Annotated in this window: 6 protein-coding genes and 1 pseudogene; 3 read left to right on the top strand and 4 right to left on the bottom strand. The window is 64.6% G+C overall.

Translation table 11 applies throughout. The features are described 5' to 3' along the window. Positions 1 to 3 precede the first annotated feature (3 nt). On the bottom strand, positions 4 to 315 hold the full coding sequence (locus BM436_RS34800) for a DUF5372 family protein (RefSeq protein WP_307667136.1): 312 nt from the start codon (positions 313 to 315) through the stop codon (positions 4 to 6). Between the two features lie 5 nt (positions 316 to 320). Here BM436_RS34800 and BM436_RS34805 point away from each other — a divergent pair. The 3 genes and pseudogenes from BM436_RS34805 to BM436_RS34815 all read left to right on the top strand — a co-directional run. After that, a pseudogene (locus BM436_RS34805) lies at positions 321 to 716 on the top strand (IS21 family transposase); the annotation flags it as partial. Next, positions 713 to 1,510, top strand: a complete 798-nt coding sequence (gene istB / locus BM436_RS34810; protein ID WP_093561510.1) for an IS21-like element helper ATPase IstB — start codon at positions 713 to 715, stop codon at positions 1,508 to 1,510. The pseudogene BM436_RS34805 and the gene istB, both read left to right, overlap by 4 nt. A gap of 370 nt (positions 1,511 to 1,880) precedes the next feature. Then, positions 1,881 to 3,200 carry an ISL3 family transposase gene (locus BM436_RS34815; protein ID WP_093561512.1) on the top strand — a complete coding sequence of 440 codons (1,320 nt, stop codon included), beginning with the start codon at positions 1,881 to 1,883 and terminating at the stop codon, positions 3,198 to 3,200. 2 nt (positions 3,201 to 3,202) lie between these two features. On the opposite strand, the gene BM436_RS38770 is transcribed toward BM436_RS34815, so the two are convergent. Genes BM436_RS38770 through BM436_RS34825 form a run of 3 tightly spaced genes read right to left on the bottom strand, consistent with a single transcriptional unit; the run spans position 3,203 to position 17,630 of the window. Next, the gene (locus BM436_RS38770; RefSeq protein ID WP_093561514.1) at positions 3,203 to 3,610 is read right to left on the bottom strand and encodes an SMI1/KNR4 family protein; all 408 of its coding nucleotides are present in this window, start codon (positions 3,608 to 3,610) and stop codon (positions 3,203 to 3,205) included. A gap of 18 nt (positions 3,611 to 3,628) precedes the next feature. Continuing rightward, a complete protein-coding gene (locus tag BM436_RS36785; RefSeq protein ID WP_143133484.1) occupies positions 3,629 to 4,177 on the bottom strand; it encodes a hypothetical protein in 549 nt (182 codons plus the stop codon). 1 nt (position 4,178) lies between these two features. Beyond that, positions 4,179 to 17,630: a calcium-binding protein gene (locus BM436_RS34825; RefSeq protein WP_093561516.1), complete on the bottom strand. Its 13,452-nt coding sequence runs from the start codon at positions 17,628 to 17,630 to the stop codon at positions 4,179 to 4,181. Positions 17,631 to 17,639: the final 9 nt, after the last annotated feature.

Consider the following 17,639-nt stretch of genomic DNA (forward strand, 5'->3'; position numbering starts at 1 on the left):
AATTTACTTGACGCCATGCGTAATCTGGATCGTCAGCTCATCCACCAGCGCACGAAGGTTGCGCAGGTCGTCGGTACGAAACCAGGAACCACCCGTATCGCCCTGCGTGTATGCATCGGCCCGATCAATGTTCGTCCATGAGGACAGCATGGACATCATCTGGCCATCGGCGTTGTAGAACATCACGCGGTCCTCTCCCCAGTTTTTCCGGCGAGTGAGCACATGGATTCGTAGTCCCCGTTGGGGGTGAAATGGGTGGGTGATTTCAACTGTTATGGGCGTGCAGTCGTCGCCATGGCAAGCAGTTGCTGACAGACGATAAGGGCAAGGTGGAGCGTTTCAACGGCTACCTGCGCCGCTCGTTCTACGTGCCGCTGAGCAGCCGCCTGGCGCAAAGCGGCCAGCAATTGGACGCGGTCACGGCCAACATCGAGGTGACGCGCTGGCTGCGCGAGGTGGCGCACCAGCGTGTGCACGGCACCACCGGCGAGCGGCCGGCGGCGCGGCTGGCCGAGGAGCGAACGCGGTTGCAGGCCTTGCCCTTGCCGTGGCGGGCCGACATTGGCGCTGCGCGACCGCGGGCGCCAGTCGCCGCCGCGCCAGCGGCGCGGCCGGCCATCGTCGTCGAGCGGCTCGCAGAGCCGGCGCCGGTACAGCATCCGCTGGCGGTGTATGAACAGTTGTTGGCGCAATGCGTGCAGGGAGCGGCGGCATGAACCTGCAGCACGAACGCATCGCAGGTTTATGCGAGGAGTTGCGCCTGCCATTCGTGGCGCAGGGCTATGGCGCGGCGGCGCAGAAGGCGGCGGTGCTGGGCACGCCGTACAGCGATTTCCTGGAGGGCCTGCTGAGGGAGGAGGCCGCCGGGCGCACGGTGCGCAAGCAGAGCATGATGACGCGGCTGGCGGGCTTCCCGGCGATCAAAACGCTCGACGGGTTCAATTACGAGTTCGCCAAGGGCGTCAAACGCAGCCAGGTTGAAGAGCTGGCTGGACTGGGCTTTATCGAGCGTAACGAGAACGTGGTGCTGGTGGGGCCGAGCGGCGTGGGCAAGACGCATCTGGCGATCGCGCTGGGCTACCGGGCCGCCCAGGCTGGCGTCAAGACGCGCTTCATGACGGCGGCCGACCTGCTGCTGACGCTGACCACTGCGCACCGGCAGAACAACCTGAAGGCGGTGCTGCACCGGGCGATCAAGGCTTACCGCGTGCTGGTGATCGACGAGATCGGCTATTTGCCGATGAACCGCGAGCAGGCCAACCTGTTTTTCCAGGTGATCGCGGTGCTGTACGAGAGAGGCAGCTTGATCGTGACCAGCAACCTGCCGTTTGGGCAGTGGGACGCGACGTTCGCGCAGGATACGACGTTGACGGCGGCGCTGCTGGACCGGCTGCTCCATCACGCCCATATCGTGCCGATCGCGGGTGAAAGCTACCGGCTCAAGCATCAGCGCCAGGCCGGCATGGTGCAGCCAGCCGGCGGCGACAGGGCAACAGGAGACCGGGTGTAACCGGTGACGGTGGTGTATCAGTTTTAAATCGCTGGCAACGCGAAAACTGTATCAATTTTCAATCGCTGTTGACATATGCATTTCAATGAGGTTCATCCGCACTCGTCGTTGAAGTTGAAATCCCCTCGCATGTTCAGGAGGGAGCTGGCGCGCCGGGCTCAGGAAAGCGGCGTTAACTAAGCGATAGGCTGTGTCCGGTTATACGGGGGCAAGATCAACTGGAATATCGCCTGCGAGTCCAGCAATCAGCGTATAAGGATCATTGAGCATTCCCTTATGAAGGAAAAGCTTGAGGCTCTATGCCATTTCCAGTGGAAATTGACATCGGTTACCATGTCGGGTAACGCTTTTTTCTGAGTCCAAGTCCCTGATGAGTATCGCCGTCGAAGCCCTGTTCACCACCGCGCTGGGTCTGCAAGCGCCGTGGGGCGTGTCGAACGTTGAACTGAATACGGTCAAGCACCGGATCGATTTCGAGGTGAAGTGCGATGCCAAGAAATTGCCGTGTCCGGCCTGTGGCGTGGATGGACAAGGCATCCATGACCGCGTCAAGCGTAGCTGGCGACACCTCGACTTCTTCCAGTTCGAGGCATGGCTGCACGCCGAGGTGCCGCGTGTTGATTGCGCCGCCTGCGGCAAGACCACGCAGACCGAGGTGCCGTGGGCACGCCCGGGGAGCGGATTCACGCTGCTGTTCGAAGCGCTGACGTTGTCGTTGTGCCAAACCTTGCCGGTTGCCCAGGCGGCGGACCAGTTGCGGGTGACATCGAAACGCCTGTGGCGGCGCATTGGGTACTATGTGGGCATCGCCCGCGAGCGCGATGAGATGAAGGGCGTGCGCGTGGTCGGCTTCGATGAAACCAGCATCAAGAAGGGACATAACTACGTCACCGTCACGCACGATCTGGAGGCCAAGCGATTGCTGTTCATGACGCCGGGCCGGAATCACGAAACGGTGGCCGCCTTCAAGCAGGACCTGGAGGCGCATGGCGGCGTCGCCGACGAGATCAAGCATGTCTGCATCGATATGAGCGCGGCCTATGCCAAGGGCGTAGCCGAGAATCTGCCACAGGCCCAGATCAGCTACGACCGCTTCCATGTGATCGCCCTGACCAACACCGCGATGGACGAGGTGCGCCGCGAGGAAATGCGCACCCAGCCCAAAGCCGTGAGGGCCACGCTGGGGGACGACAGCAAGGCGGTCAAGGCAATGATGTGGGGCATGCGGAAAAATCCTGTTGGCTGGACCTACCATCAAATCTCCTCGATGCACTGGCTGCAGCGCTCCAACCTGAAAAGCGCGCGGGCATGGCGTTTGAAGCAGGCGCTGCGCGAAATCTATCGCGGCGCAGTGGCCGCCAACTGCACCATCAAGGCCGAGCAAGATTTGCTGGGCTGGATATCTTGGGCGCGCCGCTGCCGGCTGGAACCATTCAAACGTCTGGCCTACACGCTCAAGGAACGCCTGCCCGGCGTGGTGCGCGGCATGCTCGACGGCCGCAGCAACGCCTATGTCGAGGCCATGAATGGCTTGCTCCAGCAAGCCAAGCGCGCCGCGCGCGGCTTCCGCACCGTGACCAACTTCATCGCCATTGCTTATTTACGCATGTCCAAACTCAAACACCTGCCGGACAATCCGCTGCGCGCCGCCGTGCCGTTAAATTCCGGCGTTATACGCCATGCCGCCTGAAGTCAAATTCCACACGGAACGGCATAGAGCCAAGCTTGATTGATGGAGGCGTGTCGCGAAAATCTAAAAAAAATTGAATCCCCCCCGCCATTACCGGCGAAAACGAGTGCCTTATCACCTAATATTGGCCGCCAATGAGTTGCGGCGTACCAAAGGCTTTCAGAGCCGTGATCCTCCGGAGTGAGATGGTAGAATCGATTGACTGCATATTGTCCATCTGCACCACCTACGCAATCAAACTCTGGATGTCCACCATTTATAGTGTTTAGCAAGCACTTTAGGCCATCAGGCAAATCAATTCCAAATTTGCTTTCAAATTCGGCGATGGTTCCAGCCGACGGATGCGTGCGGCTGGTTGGAAGTCCACCTTCATTGATGTTCAGTTCGCTTAAATTTTGTCGAGGCAACAAATCCCTTGCCCACCTCCGTCACTTCTTTGTACTTGGTTTTAATATGATATAGCGAAAACTAGTAAGCCCCACAATTTTATCATCCACGTACAGTCTGATGAAATAATTCTCGTCATTCCTCATTGGCCTTATTTGACCGGGAACCATTGCCCCGCTCTTTGGATCCAATCCCATACTCACTTCGATTTGAGCAATCTCGCCATTCTGATACTTGGCTTTGTTTACACTAAAAATCTCTCTATTGACTGTCCCAGCAATAAGAGGATTCCCATCCTCGCCGACACAGTCTATTTTTATTGAATACCTTTCCTTTTTTGGCGCGATTATCTTAAGCGACGCATAAAACAAAGCCGTTTTATCGGTACTCCTAATGGTTCTGGTGACCGGGCCAGGGAAGGCTTTGCTGTAAACAATATTGGCTTCCGAACTCATCGCCAATATGTCCGGAACGACGACCTCACTTTCCGAAGACGATTCTAAAGTTGCGAATGAAATTGAGTGCCAACTAATCATTAAAAAAGTAGCGAAAGCGATTTTACAAAATCTGGTCTTTTGAGAAATAATCATGTTACTTAAAACCTTTATAAAGTTTCACCCAAGAGTCATAAGGTCGACTATTTTGCGGCGCAAAATATGTAAATGGCGTGTACTTCAACTTGGCATATTCTGACGCCGTGCGAGTTGTATATTCAAATCCTTGACGCAAATTATGAACCGCCATCGGATTCTTCGCTTGCCACTCTGATAGGCCGCTACCGAATACTGCTCGCTGTTCATTTCCGCGCGGATCAAAATTGATTTTTATCTTCATCATGCCTCCTGCATCTGCGGCAACGTCAAAGTGCTTGCGATACGTCTCAGCAGATTTGTCAATCGATTTTCCAATAGGTAGATCGATAGGATTACCGCCTCCACCACCGTCAATGCCAGCAATCTTAGAAACTTTTCCATTAAGCCCCCAATTTTGCTCCTGCGCTAAAGTCGCAAGTAGGACTTTAGGATTCAGTGAATATTTTTTCGACGTGTCATAAACAAACTGATCAATACCCATGTCGATCAATTTTGGATTATGTGAGTTAATTATTTCTCCAATCTGGTTTTTATCTAATGCTTTCGAGTCGACGAAATCAATGTCCGAAATCGGCACAGTATTGGGGCGAGGATTTTGCTGCGCCAACATCTTTGCAACCTGCTGGCGAGCTACATTGTTCTGGATTGCTTTAATGTCGACGGTGATCAACTCATTGAGCGAAAGTCCACCGATTCCGCCGGATACGCTGCCAAACTGATAATCAAGATTAATAGCCTCCGACAGATTCTTTGCTTGGGCATGGTTGAATTCCAACCCAGCTATAACCGTGATATAAGCAATCTTTCCGCCTGGAGTTTTCCACCGTCCATCTCCGAGATTCACATTACCATCATCGTCCATATCACCGATAGCTACTTGATGCGCCGCTGGCTCTGAGTTTTCAAGGGACATCATGGCATCGCGATCCTGACGGTAATATAGATCAGTGTCGTACATCGACTTGCCATCAAGATTCCAAGATATCACCGGATTACGCCAATTTGCGCTGGACACAAACAATTCGCCCTTACCTATTTCCGCATCAAGCTCGGCAATTCGAGCCTGCTCCGAGCTGCTGCCCAAGCTCATCTCGGCGATGCTGTCACCCAACGCATTTCCAAACGCGTCTGTGGCAATGCGCACAATGTCAATTTTACCGCCGCGCGCCAGCGCCGTGCCGACGCCACCGGCGAAGCTGGCGCCGATGCGTTGCGCCAGGATGCCGTAGCCGGCCTCGCCAAGTGCCTTGGCCGCCGTGGCGCCGGCCGCGGAGCCGACGGCCGAGGCCGCCATACCGCGCCAGTCGAAACGTTCCTGCAGACCGGTCATGACGCCGATGCCCTGGCTGAGCGCGTTGCTCACGGCGGCCCGCGCCGCCAAGGCCGCGCGGCCCTCCAGGCCCATGAAGCCGCCGCCCGAGCCGACGCCGGCGGCCATGCCGTAGCTCACCCCGCTGCCCAGGGCGCTAAGCGCGACACCGCGCCAGCTGAACTGGTCCTGGGCGCCAATGGCCATGCCCACGCCCTGGCTGGCGATGGAGCCGAGCGCGCCGGCCGCCGCGCCGATCACCGCCGCCGAGGCGGTCGAGGACCCGAACGCGGCGGTCAGCGCGGCGCCCGCCGCTTCGCTCAGCGCGCCGTAGCTGACCACCGTCACCACGACGGCCACCACCACCACGATGATCTGCGCCGCCGCGCCGCAGCCTTCCGGCCCGGCCGGCGCCGGCAGCACCGGCGTGGTGTTGCCGATGGCCTCGGCGGCGTTGTAGGGTTTGAAGCTCTGGTAGTCGTTGTGCACGGTGTTCACGCGCGCCGGCAGCCGCAGCAGCGTTCCCGCGCTCAGCGCCGTGTCCCCGCCCATGCCGTTGGCGTCGGCGATCAGGTACCACAGCTTGCTGTCGCCCCACACCGCCTGCGCGATGCTGGACGGCGTTTCATGGGCGCCCTGCACCGCGTACGCCGACGGCGCCGCCGACATCGCGCCCGAGCCCGTGGCCTGGTAGGTGCTGGCGAAGCTGCTGTCGGTGTCGTCGGCGCTGTTGCCGCTGCTGCCCAGCAGCACACCGTTCACCACCAGCGAGGTGGTGCGCACCGCGCCGTCCACCTTGAGCAGCACCTGGCCCGAGGCGTCGTTGACGTAGCCGCGGCTGCGCTGCGACTCGGGCGTGTTGCCGTTCGCGGCGACCCGTTCATTGACCCCGATCACGTGGCCGTTGCCATCGTAGACCGTTTCCGTGATGGCGCTGCGGTTGTCCTGGCGATCGGCGGTGACCAGCGCTTCCTTGTAGCCGTCGAACATCACGTACCGCATCTTGTACATGGTCTGGGGGCCGTTGCCCGGCGGCACCAGATAGTAGCCCTGCAGATTGCCCGCGTCGCTGTAGCCGGTCTGCGCGTTCTCGGTCGGCGACCGGTCCCCGATGGGCCTGTAATAGATGTCGTCGAGCAGGAAGCCGTTGAGCGCGCGCGCCTTCTGCCGTATCAACTGGCCGGCCGCGTCGTAGTAATTGATGCGGTATTCGCTGGGCAGCTTGTAGCCCTTCATCACCGCGTCCGAGCTGCCCTGCACCAGCACGGTCTCGCCCGAGAACTCGGTCTGCGCGACACCGGAGCGCACGATCCGGCCCGCGCCGTCGTAGTAACGGCGGTCGATGACGGTCGCGTCGGCGCCGTCCCGCGCGTCGCCGCGCCAGGTCGTGCCCAGGCGTCCGGCGGCGTCGTAGTCATAGGTTTCCCGGGTCCACCGGCGCTGGCCGTCGGCCGCCGTGTAGTAATAGCTGTCGCTGACGCGCTTGCCAGCCAGGTCGTACGCCAGCTGGTGGCCGCGCTCGCCCAGCACGACCTCGCCGTCCTCCGGCTGGCCGTCCCCCAGCTTGCCGTCGACGATCAGTTGCCGGTTCATCTCGTCGTAGCTGTTGCGGGCGCTGATCGCGGTGGTGTTGCCGCTGGCATCGATGTGGAAGGTGTCGACCCGCGTGCGGTTGCCGTTGGCGTCGTAGCCGATGCCGATGTCGTAGCGGCCGTCGGCCACCCGGGTCATGCGGTTCAGGGCGTCGTAGGCGATGTGGTTGTCCTGCACCACCAGGCCCCTGGCCAACGTCTTCTCGCGCAGGCGGTTGCCCGCCAGGTCGTAGGCATAGGTGCTGCTCTGATCGTTGGCCAGGTCGTCGATCCGCACCAGCTGGTCGCCGTCGTAGCGGTAGGCCAGGTTCTGGGCCGCGATCTGGCCGCGCGCATCCGAACTTTGCGTGGCCAGCTGGCCGAGGCCGGTGTAGCGGTAGCGGACTGTCGCCTCGCCCAGGTCCACGTGGCTGTGCACGCGGCCGTGAAGGTCCACCTCCCAGCGCATGCTCAAGCCGTCGGCATTCTGCTGGCCGGTGCGGTGACCCAGCGCGTCGTGGCTGTAGCGCGTCACCCTGCCGAGCTCGTCAATGTTGGCCGCCACGTTGCCGCCGAAGTCGTAGCGCACGTGGCTGGTGCCGCCGGCGCCGTCGATGGTGCGGTTGCGCCGCCCCAGTTCATCGTAGCGGTACGATTCGGTCAGCGCGCCGGCCACGCCCTCGCTGAGCTGCATGCCGCCGCCTTCGTCGGGGGCGAGCGCCACGTGGCTCGTCACCGAAGCGGTGCTGACCGAGGTCAGCTGGCCCAGGTGGTCGTAGCCGTAGCCGGTCGCGATGTACCGCGTGCTGTCCGTGTAGGTGTGCAGCGCGGTGCGCTCGCCGAACAGGTTGTAGACGCTGTGCACCAGGCCGCCGTCGGCATGGCGCTCGTCGGCCAGCCGGCCGTCGGCGCCGTACACTTTGCGCTGCAGATGGCCCAGCGCGTCCCTGGTGCCGACCTCGCGGCCCAGCGCGTCGTAATAGCTCGTCGCCAGCGTCTGCGGCGCGGCCTGCGGCAGCGCCAGGTCGACCCGCTGCGTGCTCGTCAACTGGTCGTTGTCGTTGTAGCTGTAGCGGATGCGCCAGTTGGGATTGCGCGGGTCCGTCACCTCCACCACGTTGCCCCAACGGTCCAGGCGCTGGCGGCTGCTGGCGCGCGCCGTTTGCGCGTCCATCGCATGGCCGCTGGCGACAGTGCGGCTGGCGGTGCGCCGGCCGGCGCCGTCCACGCCCACTTGCAGGCTGCCCGACTCGCCCGCCGTCGGCGCGCTCTCGTACTGCCCCTGGAACAGCACGCGGTACTGCGCCGTGCCGGCCGCCAGGCCGGACAGGTCGAACAGCACCGCGTCGCCGAAGTTCACGCCGGCCAGTTGCACCGGCGCGCCGCCGGCCGCGGTGTGCTCCAGCACCACCTTGGCCAGGCCATCGGCCGGCAACGGCACCGCCAGGTACGGTCCGCCAACCGGCTGGCCAGCGCCGCCCTGCGACCGGCTCAGCAAGCGCCAGGCGCCGCCCACGTCCTTCTTGTAGACCCGCAGCTCGCGCAGCGTGTCCACATTGGGGCCGTTCCACTCGACCCGCACGCTGTAGCGGCCGGCCGCCGCGTCGACCGCCTGCAATTGGTCCATCCGCAGGATCCGCGGGTGCGTCGTGCTGCTGGCCCCCAGTTCGGGCTCGTTCGCTTCCCAGTTCGCCGGCGCGCCATCGGTGTCGTAATCGACTTCGATCTTGATGTCGCCGCTGCCCAGGCCCACCGGCAAGGTCAGGCCGACGTCGAGCTGGTTGGCCCCGGTCCAGGTGCCGCCGTGCGCGGCGCCCTGCTCGTCGTGGTGCCACACCCACTGGGTGCCGCTCCCGGCCAGCGCGCCGCCGACGGCGGCGCCGGTAACGCCGCTGTCGGCCGGCGCCCGCACCTCGTGCGTGGCGCCGGTCTGGCCGATGGCCCTGCCCATCAGGTCGTAGCGCGTCTCGTTGCGCACCAGGCCCGTCGCCCGGTCGTCGCCGGCGGCGAACGCCGCCACCTGCTGCGCCGACTGATAGCCTGCCTTCAGGTCGTACACGCCGCCATCGACGCTCCTGGCGCTGCGCAGCTGCAGGGTGGTCTGCCCGGCGATGTTATGGAACATCACCTTGTCCACGCCGTCGCCGGCGTTGGTGCGCCACACCTGGCCGGCCTGGTCGTAATCGGCGTACTCGTACTGCACCCCGTTCACGCTCTTGCCGGTCAACTCGCCGAAGCTGTTGTAGCTGTTGGCCTGGCGGGTGGTGCCGACCTCGCCGGCCACGTTGTCCTCCACGCGCGGCGCGGCAGTCAGCTCGTAGCCCAGGCGCTGGTACTGCTGCACCCATTCGCCCGCCGCGTTCCTGACCAGGATGCGCACACTGTTGAAGTCCTGGATGCCGCCGCTGACGACGCCATCATCCTGCCACACCAGCGTCGCCGACGCGCCGCCGGCCGCCAGCTCGAACGTCTGCGACGTGATGCGCGCGGCCACCGGCCGTTTGCCGTTCTCCGCCTCATCGTCGTGGATGTATCCCGGGTACGTGCGATAGCTCAGTTCCACCCGGATCGGCTGATTACCCAGCTCCGGATAAGCCAGCGTGACCCGGTTTTCGCCCACGTAGGACGAGTCGCTGCCCGCCTGAAGGTGGTTCACGATGCTGGCGCTCTGCACGATCTTGCCGGAGACATCGGCCAGCGCCATGGATGTGCCGTTGCCCGGCGTGAGCACCTCGGCCACCTGCCCCAGCTTGTCGTACCTGGTGATGCTGTACGTGGTGCGCTTGAACAGCACGCCGTTGGTGTCGGCGATGCTCACCTCGCGCCACTGCTTGGCCACCCGCCCGAAGATGTCGTATGAGCTGAACGATTCATTGCCGTTCGCGTCCTTTACCGCGACCGCGTTGCCATTGCGGTCGTACCGCGTCCAGGTGACGCGGTCGGCCGCGTCGCCAGCCGGGGCCTGGTAGCCGGTCGCGTCCACGGTGGCCGACGTCGCGTACGCGGTCTGCCTGACCACGTTGCCGTGCACGTCGCGCATGAACGCGGTCAGCATCAGCGGCGCGGCCTGCGCCCCGCCCTGCAGATCGGCGGCCGTGCCCGCGTCGAAACCGGCCCGCACCGTCACCGCCGTCACCCGCCCCACCGCGTCGTAATAACTACTGGTCACGCCGCCGAGCGGGTCCGTGCTCGACAGCAGGTTGCCCACCGCGTCGTAGGCGTAGCGCGTCTCCAGCACCGCCGCGCCGCTGGCCACCGTGGCGCCCCGGAAGACGTCCACGTCCACGCCGTGGCGCATCTCCTTTTCCTTGTTGCCGGCCTTGTCGTAGTAGTAGTCGGTGCGGCGGTCCGCGCCGTTGACGGACACCGCGTCATAGGCGCTGTCGCGCATGGCGCTCGCCGCCACCAGGCCAGCGTAGTCGGTTACCCGGCTGATCTCGCCGAACGCGCTGTACTGCGTCTCGCTCACGTAGCCGCCCGTGTCGCCGCCAGCTCCCGCCCCGGCCGCCGTGTTGGCCAGCACGAATTGCGCGACGCGCTCGCCGCGCTGGTCGTAGTAATGGCGCGTCTCGGCCACCGCCGTGCGGATCAACTGCTCTTCCGGCAGGTTCTGTGGGTTGCTGGTCTCGGCGCCGTACACGCGTTGGCGGTACGCCTCGCCGTAGGCGTTGTAGTCGGTCCGCGTGACCTTGGCCAGCGTCGCGTAGCCCGGCGCCGTGCCGGTGACTCCGGTGAGCTGGTCGTACACATGGGCGGCGGGCTCCGTCACCTTGACCGCCTGGCCCAAGCGGTTGTAGACGGTGGCGATGGCGCGGTCCGCGCCGTGCTCCAGCGTCAGCAGGCGGGCTTCCACGTCGGCCTGGCTGTAGCTGCTGCCGGCCCAGCCGGGAACCTGCGCATAGCGCGTCAGCACCGTCACGTTGCCCAGCGTGTCGCGCTGATAGCCCGTCACTTGCCCCATGGCGTCGATGTCGTACGCCACTTGCCCCAGCTTGTCGTACACCTTGCGGGTGGTGACCGCGTCCTCGGGCGCGCCATCGGCCTGGTAGGTGGCCGAGGTCGTGCTGGACAGCGCGTTGCCCAGCGCGTCGTAGCTGACGGCGATGGACACCTCCAGCGGCGTGCGCTCGGCGCGCGCGGCGCCGGCCGCCGTCGATGGCGTCTCGGCGGCGTTGTACACGGCCACCGATGGCAGGATCGTCTTGATCTGCCGGCCCAGCAGGTCGTACTCGTACTTCGTGGTGCGGGTGCTGTCCGCCAGTCCCTCGACGGCCGAGCCGTCCGCCTTGCGCACACCGCCCTCGGTGCGCGACTGCACATTGCCCAGCGCGTCGTAGTCGATGGCGGTCACCAGGCGCGCCGTCGCCGCCGCACCCTGGTTGTCCATGACCGCCACTTCGGGCGTCAGCTCCTCCACCAGCTGCCCGGCGGCGTTGTAGGCGTAATCCCATTGCTTGCCCAGCTTGTTGACGAACGAGGTCTTGTTGCCGGCGCCGTCGTAGCCGAACGTCTCGCTGGCGCCGCGCGCGTCGGTGGTTTTGATCACGCGGCCCTGCGCGTCATACTCGCGGACCTCGTAGCGAACCTTGCGGTCCGTGAACTGGGTGTTGGCCTCGGCCGCCAGCGCGGCCAGCGTTTGCGCCGATTCGGCCAGCGTCAGCGCGTCCTCGTACGCGAACGTCTTGACCGCCTGGCCCAGCGCGTTGTATTGCGTTTCCGTCAAATAGCCCTGCGCGTCGACCACGAAGCGCACCCGCCCGTCGTTGTCGAGCACATAGCGGGTGGCCCGGTCGCGGGTGGCGTCGATCTTCGGCGTGACCAGGTCCTTCACGGTCGCCGGCGTGCTGGACGGCGTCAGGCCGCCCGCCACGATCGCGGTGGCGTAGCTCACGCTGGCCACCAGGTTGCCGCGCGCATCGTAGCGGCGTTCGCTGACGCCGCCCTCGGCGTCGATCAGGTACTGGGCGCGGTTGGCCGCGTCGTACACGGTGCGGGTGACGCTGTCGCGCGTGTTGGACACCGGCGCGTAGGTGGCCGGGATCGGGTCCGCCACCACGGAAGGCGTGGCGTAGGCGGTCACTTGCGTCAGGTTGCCGCGCGCGTCGTATTCGCGTCCGCTGACGCCGCCCAGCGCGTCGATCGTGTAGTGCAGGCGTCCGCCGGCGTCGTACACGTGGCGCGTGGTGCGGTCGCGCGCGGCGTCGGCCGTGGCGCCCTTGATCCATTGCGCGTAGTCGGCCGCTGTGGGCGCAGCTGGAAGGCCGGCGGCCGTCAGGCTGGTGGCGTAGTCCGTGCGCGCTGTCAGGCGGCCGGCCTTGTCATAGCTGAACTTAGACACCGACCATTGCAGCACGCCGTTCACGGCGACTTGCGCCGTCGCGCTGTGCGTCACGCGTCCCATCTCGTCGTAGGCATGGCGCACCACCGAATCCGCGTCGGAACGGTTGGCGGCGGCCACGCCGGCCTCCAGTTCGGCCGCCGTCGGGTCGGCCGCCTCCAGCTGCTTGGCCAGCGTGCGCTGCGCGGCGACGTTGCCGTCCGCGTCGTACTCGACCAGTTGCAGCGTCCACGCGTATTTGCCGCCGCTAGTCGCCCGCTGCGCGGTCGCCGTGACGGACAGGCGGTTCAACGCGTCGTAGGCGTGGCGCGTCCGCTCGTCGGAGGCCGACGCCGCCATCGTGGCGAGATCGGCTTCCACCGGCGCGGCCTTGGTCAGCGGCATCGCATAGGTCGTCGCGCCGACAAGGTTGCCGTTGGCGTCGTAGGCCCGCGTCGAGACCGACCATTGCTGCACGTTGTCCTTCACTTGCAGCGCGGTGAAGGTGGCCTTCAGTTGGCCGCGCTGGTCGTAGACGAAGCGCTGGTGTTGATCATGCGCCTTGTCGACGAAGGTGTTGTTCGCGATGCCGGCAAGGATGTCGGCTTCGCTCGAATTGGCGTTGATCGCGCTGGCGTAGGCGAAGCTTTCCTTCACGTTGCCGCTGGCGTCGTACAGGAAAGCGGTCAACGCCCCTTCCGGATCGATGGTGGCGGCCACCCGGCCGTTATGGTCGTACAGCGTGCGCGTGGCCACCGCGCTGGTGGCAAGGCCAGTCAACGTGGTGCTGATGTCCGCCGCGCTGCCGCCTTTCATCAGGGCCAGGGTCGTGGACGCCACAGTGGCGCTGTAGGCCACATTCCGCTCGACTTGATTGAACGCGTTGTACAACACGCTGCGCACCTCGCCCACCGCGTTCACGGTGTGCGCCAGGCGGCCGTCCGTGTCGTAGTAGTACAGCGTGCGCGCGCCGCCCGGTTCGGTCATGCTGACGCGGCGTCCGGCGGCATCGTATTTGTAGGTGACCGCGTAATCGCGCCATACCGCCTCGATGGCCGGCTGGTCGCCCGTCTTTTTCGCCACCTCGGCTGCCGCTGCCGCGGGAAGCTCCGCGACCAGCCGGCCTTCCACGTCATAGCGTTGCAACAGCGTGGTGCTCGCCGCCGTTCCTTCCGCGCGCGTCGCGGACAGCACGTTGCCCAGCTTGTCGTACGTGTAGCGCGCCACCGTGCCATCGGGCGCGGTCTCGGTCTGCAGCTGGTTCAGCGCCGTGTAGGTGTAGGTCCAGATCCGGTCGGCGGTGGACGTGTTTGGCCGCAGTGTCGCCAGCGTGGCTTCCGCCGTGTAGGTTACCACCGTGGCGTAGCGCACCTTGCGCGCCACGTTGCCGTTCGGGTCGTACACCGTCTCGGTCAGCACACCGGCGGCGTCGATGGCGCCAACCGGCTGGCCCTTCGCGTTATACAACACGCGGGCCACGGCGTCCGTCGGCGTCGTGTCCGGCCGCAATTGCGCCAGCGTGCCGGCAGCGCGCTGCGCCGTGGCCGTCGGCGTCTTGTAGGTGACGCTGCGGGTCAACTGGCCGGCGGCGTCGTGGAAATGCTCGGTCAGATAGCCTTCCGCGTCAAGCTCGCCGACATTGTTGCCGTCGCTGTCGTAGAAGTAGCGCACCCTACTGTCGCCAGTCGCGAAGGCGTAATTGAAGGCGGCGGGCGCGTTCGCGTCCGCCCGGGCCGCCAACGCAGCCAGGTCGGTCACCTGGGCGTGACGCGTCACCGACAGCACGCGCGAGGCGCCGTCGTAGGCGGTCGTCGTCAAGTAACCCTCGGCGTCCAGCGACTCGATCAGGCGGCCGGCCGTGTCGTACACGTTCCAGGCGCTGCGGTCCCCCGCCGCGCTGGCCGTTGGCCTTACCTGCGCCAGCGTGCTTCCGTTCGGCAGGCCATCCGCGCCCGCCAACGCCGCCGTCACATTTGTCGCGTAGCGCTTGACGCGCGTGATCTGGTTGGCGGCGTTGTAGAAGTATTCGGTCAGGCTGCCGTCCGGATCGATGTCCGCCACCTTGCGGCCCGCCGTGTCGTACAGCATGAAGCTGCTGGCTCCCGCCGCGTCCCGCACCATCGCCAGCCTTCCCGCCTTGTCGTAGGCGTAGCTGGTGGTGCCGCTGGCGGCGGTGGAGGCGCGCGTGCTGCTCAGCAGTTGGCCCGCGCGGTCGAACGCCTCGGTCACCGTGATGCCGTTGATCCCGGTGGTCACGGTGCGCCGGCTCGCGTCGTCGTAGGCGGTCACCGTGGTTTGCTGCAGCGCCGCGTCGACCGTGGTTTCCAGCCTCCCCAGGCCGTCGTAAGTGTGGCTGACCTGGCGCCCGCGCGCGTCGATGCTCTGGCGCAGCAGTCCATTCTGGTCATAGGTGTAACGCAGCAGCGATTCCGTGCCGTCGGCCACACCGGCGCCATTGGCCGCCACGGTGTTGTACGTCGTGGCGGTGGCCAGCAGGCCGCGCGCGTCGTACGTGTACACGGTGCGCACCGTGCGGCCCTGGTCGGCGGCGGCGGCCCAGGTCGCCAGCTCGGCCTCGCTCGGCGCCGCCGTGGCGGCCAGGCCGCTCACGTCATACCCGGCGCCCGCGTATTCGATCATCGTTTGCTGCTCGCCCTTGGCGTTGTAGCGCCATTCCGTCACGCGCCCTTCTGGCGTGAGCTGGAAGCGCAGGCGGCCCTGCGCGTCGTAGGCGTGGCGCGTGGTCAAGGGCTGCGCGCCGGCTTGCGCGCCGACGGCCGGGGTGGAGTACACCGTCTCGGTCAGCACCTGGCCGGGCTGGCCAAAGGTGCGCGCCACCGTCAACGCGCCGTCGATCTTTTGCGCGGTCTGGTTGCCGTTGGCGTCATATTCGAATTCGGTGACGACGTTGCGGGCATCGGTCACCTTCTTCACATTGCCTTGGGCGTCGTACTCGATCGTGCCGGTTTGGGCCGAGCCGACCTCGGTGACGGACTTCAGCAGCCCGGCGTCGTAGGCGTAGCGCACCTGCCGTCCCGCAGCGTCCTCGATGGTCGTGCCTTCGGCGCCGCGCGTGAGTTTGGTCACGCGGCCCAGCCCGTCGGTCGCGGTGTCGATCCACCACGCGCCGGTTGTCGCGTCCTGCTGGTACGTCAGCTTCAGCGCGCTGCCGTCCTTCTGGTAGATGCCCGACAGCCTGCCGCTGTCACCCACGTAGCTGTAGGCGGTCCAGTACACGTTGCCGTCGCCGATGCTGTTGTCGTCCGGCGTCAGGTCGGTCTTGACCATCGTTAGACGGCGCATGCCGTCGTACTCGTAGTACACCCGCGTGCCGCTCTTGGCGACGCCGCCGGAGGTGTAGTCGATCCGCACCGATTTCAGCACGTTGGAGGTGTCGTACACCAGCACCGTCTTTTCGCCGCTGGCGTCGGTCACCTGATCCAGCAGGCCCGCAGTGGTGTAGCCGTAAGTGGTGACGTTGCCGGAACGGTCGCGCGCCGACACGATGCGGCCGTTCTTGGCCGCGTCGTAGGTCTCCTTGACGCCGCTGGCGCCGTCGGTCCAGGTCCATTGCTCCGCGCCCGCGTCGAAACTGATCGCGTCGTATGCGCCTTGCCCGTCCGTTGACCGGTATATGGTACCGTCGAGCGTGTACAAGCCCTCAGAGCCGTCGCCGTTGGCGCGCACCAGCTTGCCGCTCGCGTCCAGCCGCACCGATTTATTGAGACCGAACTGCCAGTTGCTCCAGCCGTCCACGCCCAGGCCGGCCTGCGAGTTGTAGGTGCGCGTCAGACCGATATCGAGACCGGTCGAGGCCAGACCCGTGTCCTGGTCTTGGAGCACGAAGTTGCCGTTGCCCGAATTGAACAGCGCCAGTTCGCGTTCCTGTCCGATCAGGGACGAGCCCGCGCCCGGCTGCGACGCCGACGACGGCGCCATGTTTTCCAGGCCCAGTCCGCCATTGGTGCGGTCCTGGCCCTGCAGCAATTTCTCGATCTGCGCGACATTCATCGCGCTGCCGTCCGCGAACAGGAAGCGTTCGATGCGGTGGCTCGAACCGGTGAACCAGCTCTCGATCGTCACCTGGTCGACTTGCGCGAAGTTCGACGGGTCCACCACGCGGATGCGCAGGTTGTCGCCCTGGCGGCTGGCCACCAGGTGCCAGGCCGCGATGCCCGGACCGAATTCCAGGGTGTCGGTGCGGCCGGCCCCGGCCGCGTCGGTGTCGAGTATGGTGTCCACGCCGTCGCCGCGGCCGAACTTGTAGGTGTCGGCTCCGCTGCCGCTAACCAGTCGGTCGTTGCCTTGGCCCCCCACCAGTACGTTGCTCATGGCGGAGCTGCTGGTGGCCACGTCGCTCATCTGGATCAGGTCGTCGCCGGCGCCGCCCTCGATCGTGTTGTAGGCGCTGCCGCTGAAGTTGACGGTGTCGTTGCCGGACTCGCCCAGCAGGATGTTGCTGCCGCCACCGTTGTCGGTGATCAGGTCGTTGCCCGAGCCGCCCTCGATCGTGTCGCTGCCACTGGCGTCAGTGACCGTGTCGTTGCCGGCAAGGCCAAGGACCATGTCGCCGCCCCCCGTGCCGGAAACAGCCTCATTGTTGCCCGTGCCGAGAACCGCCGTAACCAGCGCCGGCAACTGGTCCTTCGTGAAACTGCTACCATCGGCGAACACGAAACTCTCGATTTGGTAAACCGATCCGCTAAACCAGTTCTCGATCGTGATCTGATCCGCCGACGGCGGCGTCGCCGAATCTGCGACCGTGATTAGCAGATCGGTGCCAACCCGGTAAAATTTAAGTTGTGATTGTGCGATGCCCGGTCCGAACTGCAGCTTGTCTAGCTTGCCGGCGCCATTGTAGTCGAAGTCGGAGATTGTATCCTGTCCGTCGCCGCGATTGAACAGGTAGGTGTCGCTGCTGCGTCCGCTGGACAGGCGGTCATTGCCAATGCCACCTGACAATACATTTACGCTCGCAGGATCGTTGTTCACATCCGCATAAATCAAGTCATCGCCACTGCCCCCCTCAACCGTACTGGTGCCGTATCGACTAAACCAAACGGTGTCATTGCCCTCATCACCGCGCAGCAGATTGCCAATGCCACCGCTGTCCGTGATGCTGTCATTACCTTTACCTCCGCTGATCGTATCTGTATTCGTACTGCCACTGACTGTGTCATTGCCGCCCATCGCGTCCAGAACGCCGCCATCGCTCCACGAGGCGATGACGTCGGCCCCTTCCGTCCCCAGCATCCTAATTGA

The organism is Pseudoduganella namucuonensis, from assembly GCF_900116645.1.
Lineage (GTDB): Bacteria > Pseudomonadota > Gammaproteobacteria > Burkholderiales > Burkholderiaceae_D > Rugamonas > Rugamonas namucuonensis.

Coding starts and splice junctions, on each gene's coding strand:
- istB (WP_093561510.1), top strand. CDS start 713: ATGAACCTGCAGCACGAACGCATCGCAGGTTTATGCGAGGAGTTGCGC.
- BM436_RS34815 (WP_093561512.1), top strand. CDS start 1,881: ATGAGTATCGCCGTCGAAGCCCTGTTCACCACCGCGCTGGGTCTGCAA.
- BM436_RS36785 (WP_143133484.1), bottom strand. CDS start 4,177: ATGATTATTTCTCAAAAGACCAGATTTTGTAAAATCGCTTTCGCTACT.
- BM436_RS34825 (WP_093561516.1), bottom strand. CDS start 17,630: ATGCTGGGGACGGAAGGGGCCGACGTCATCGCCTCGTGGAGCGATGGC.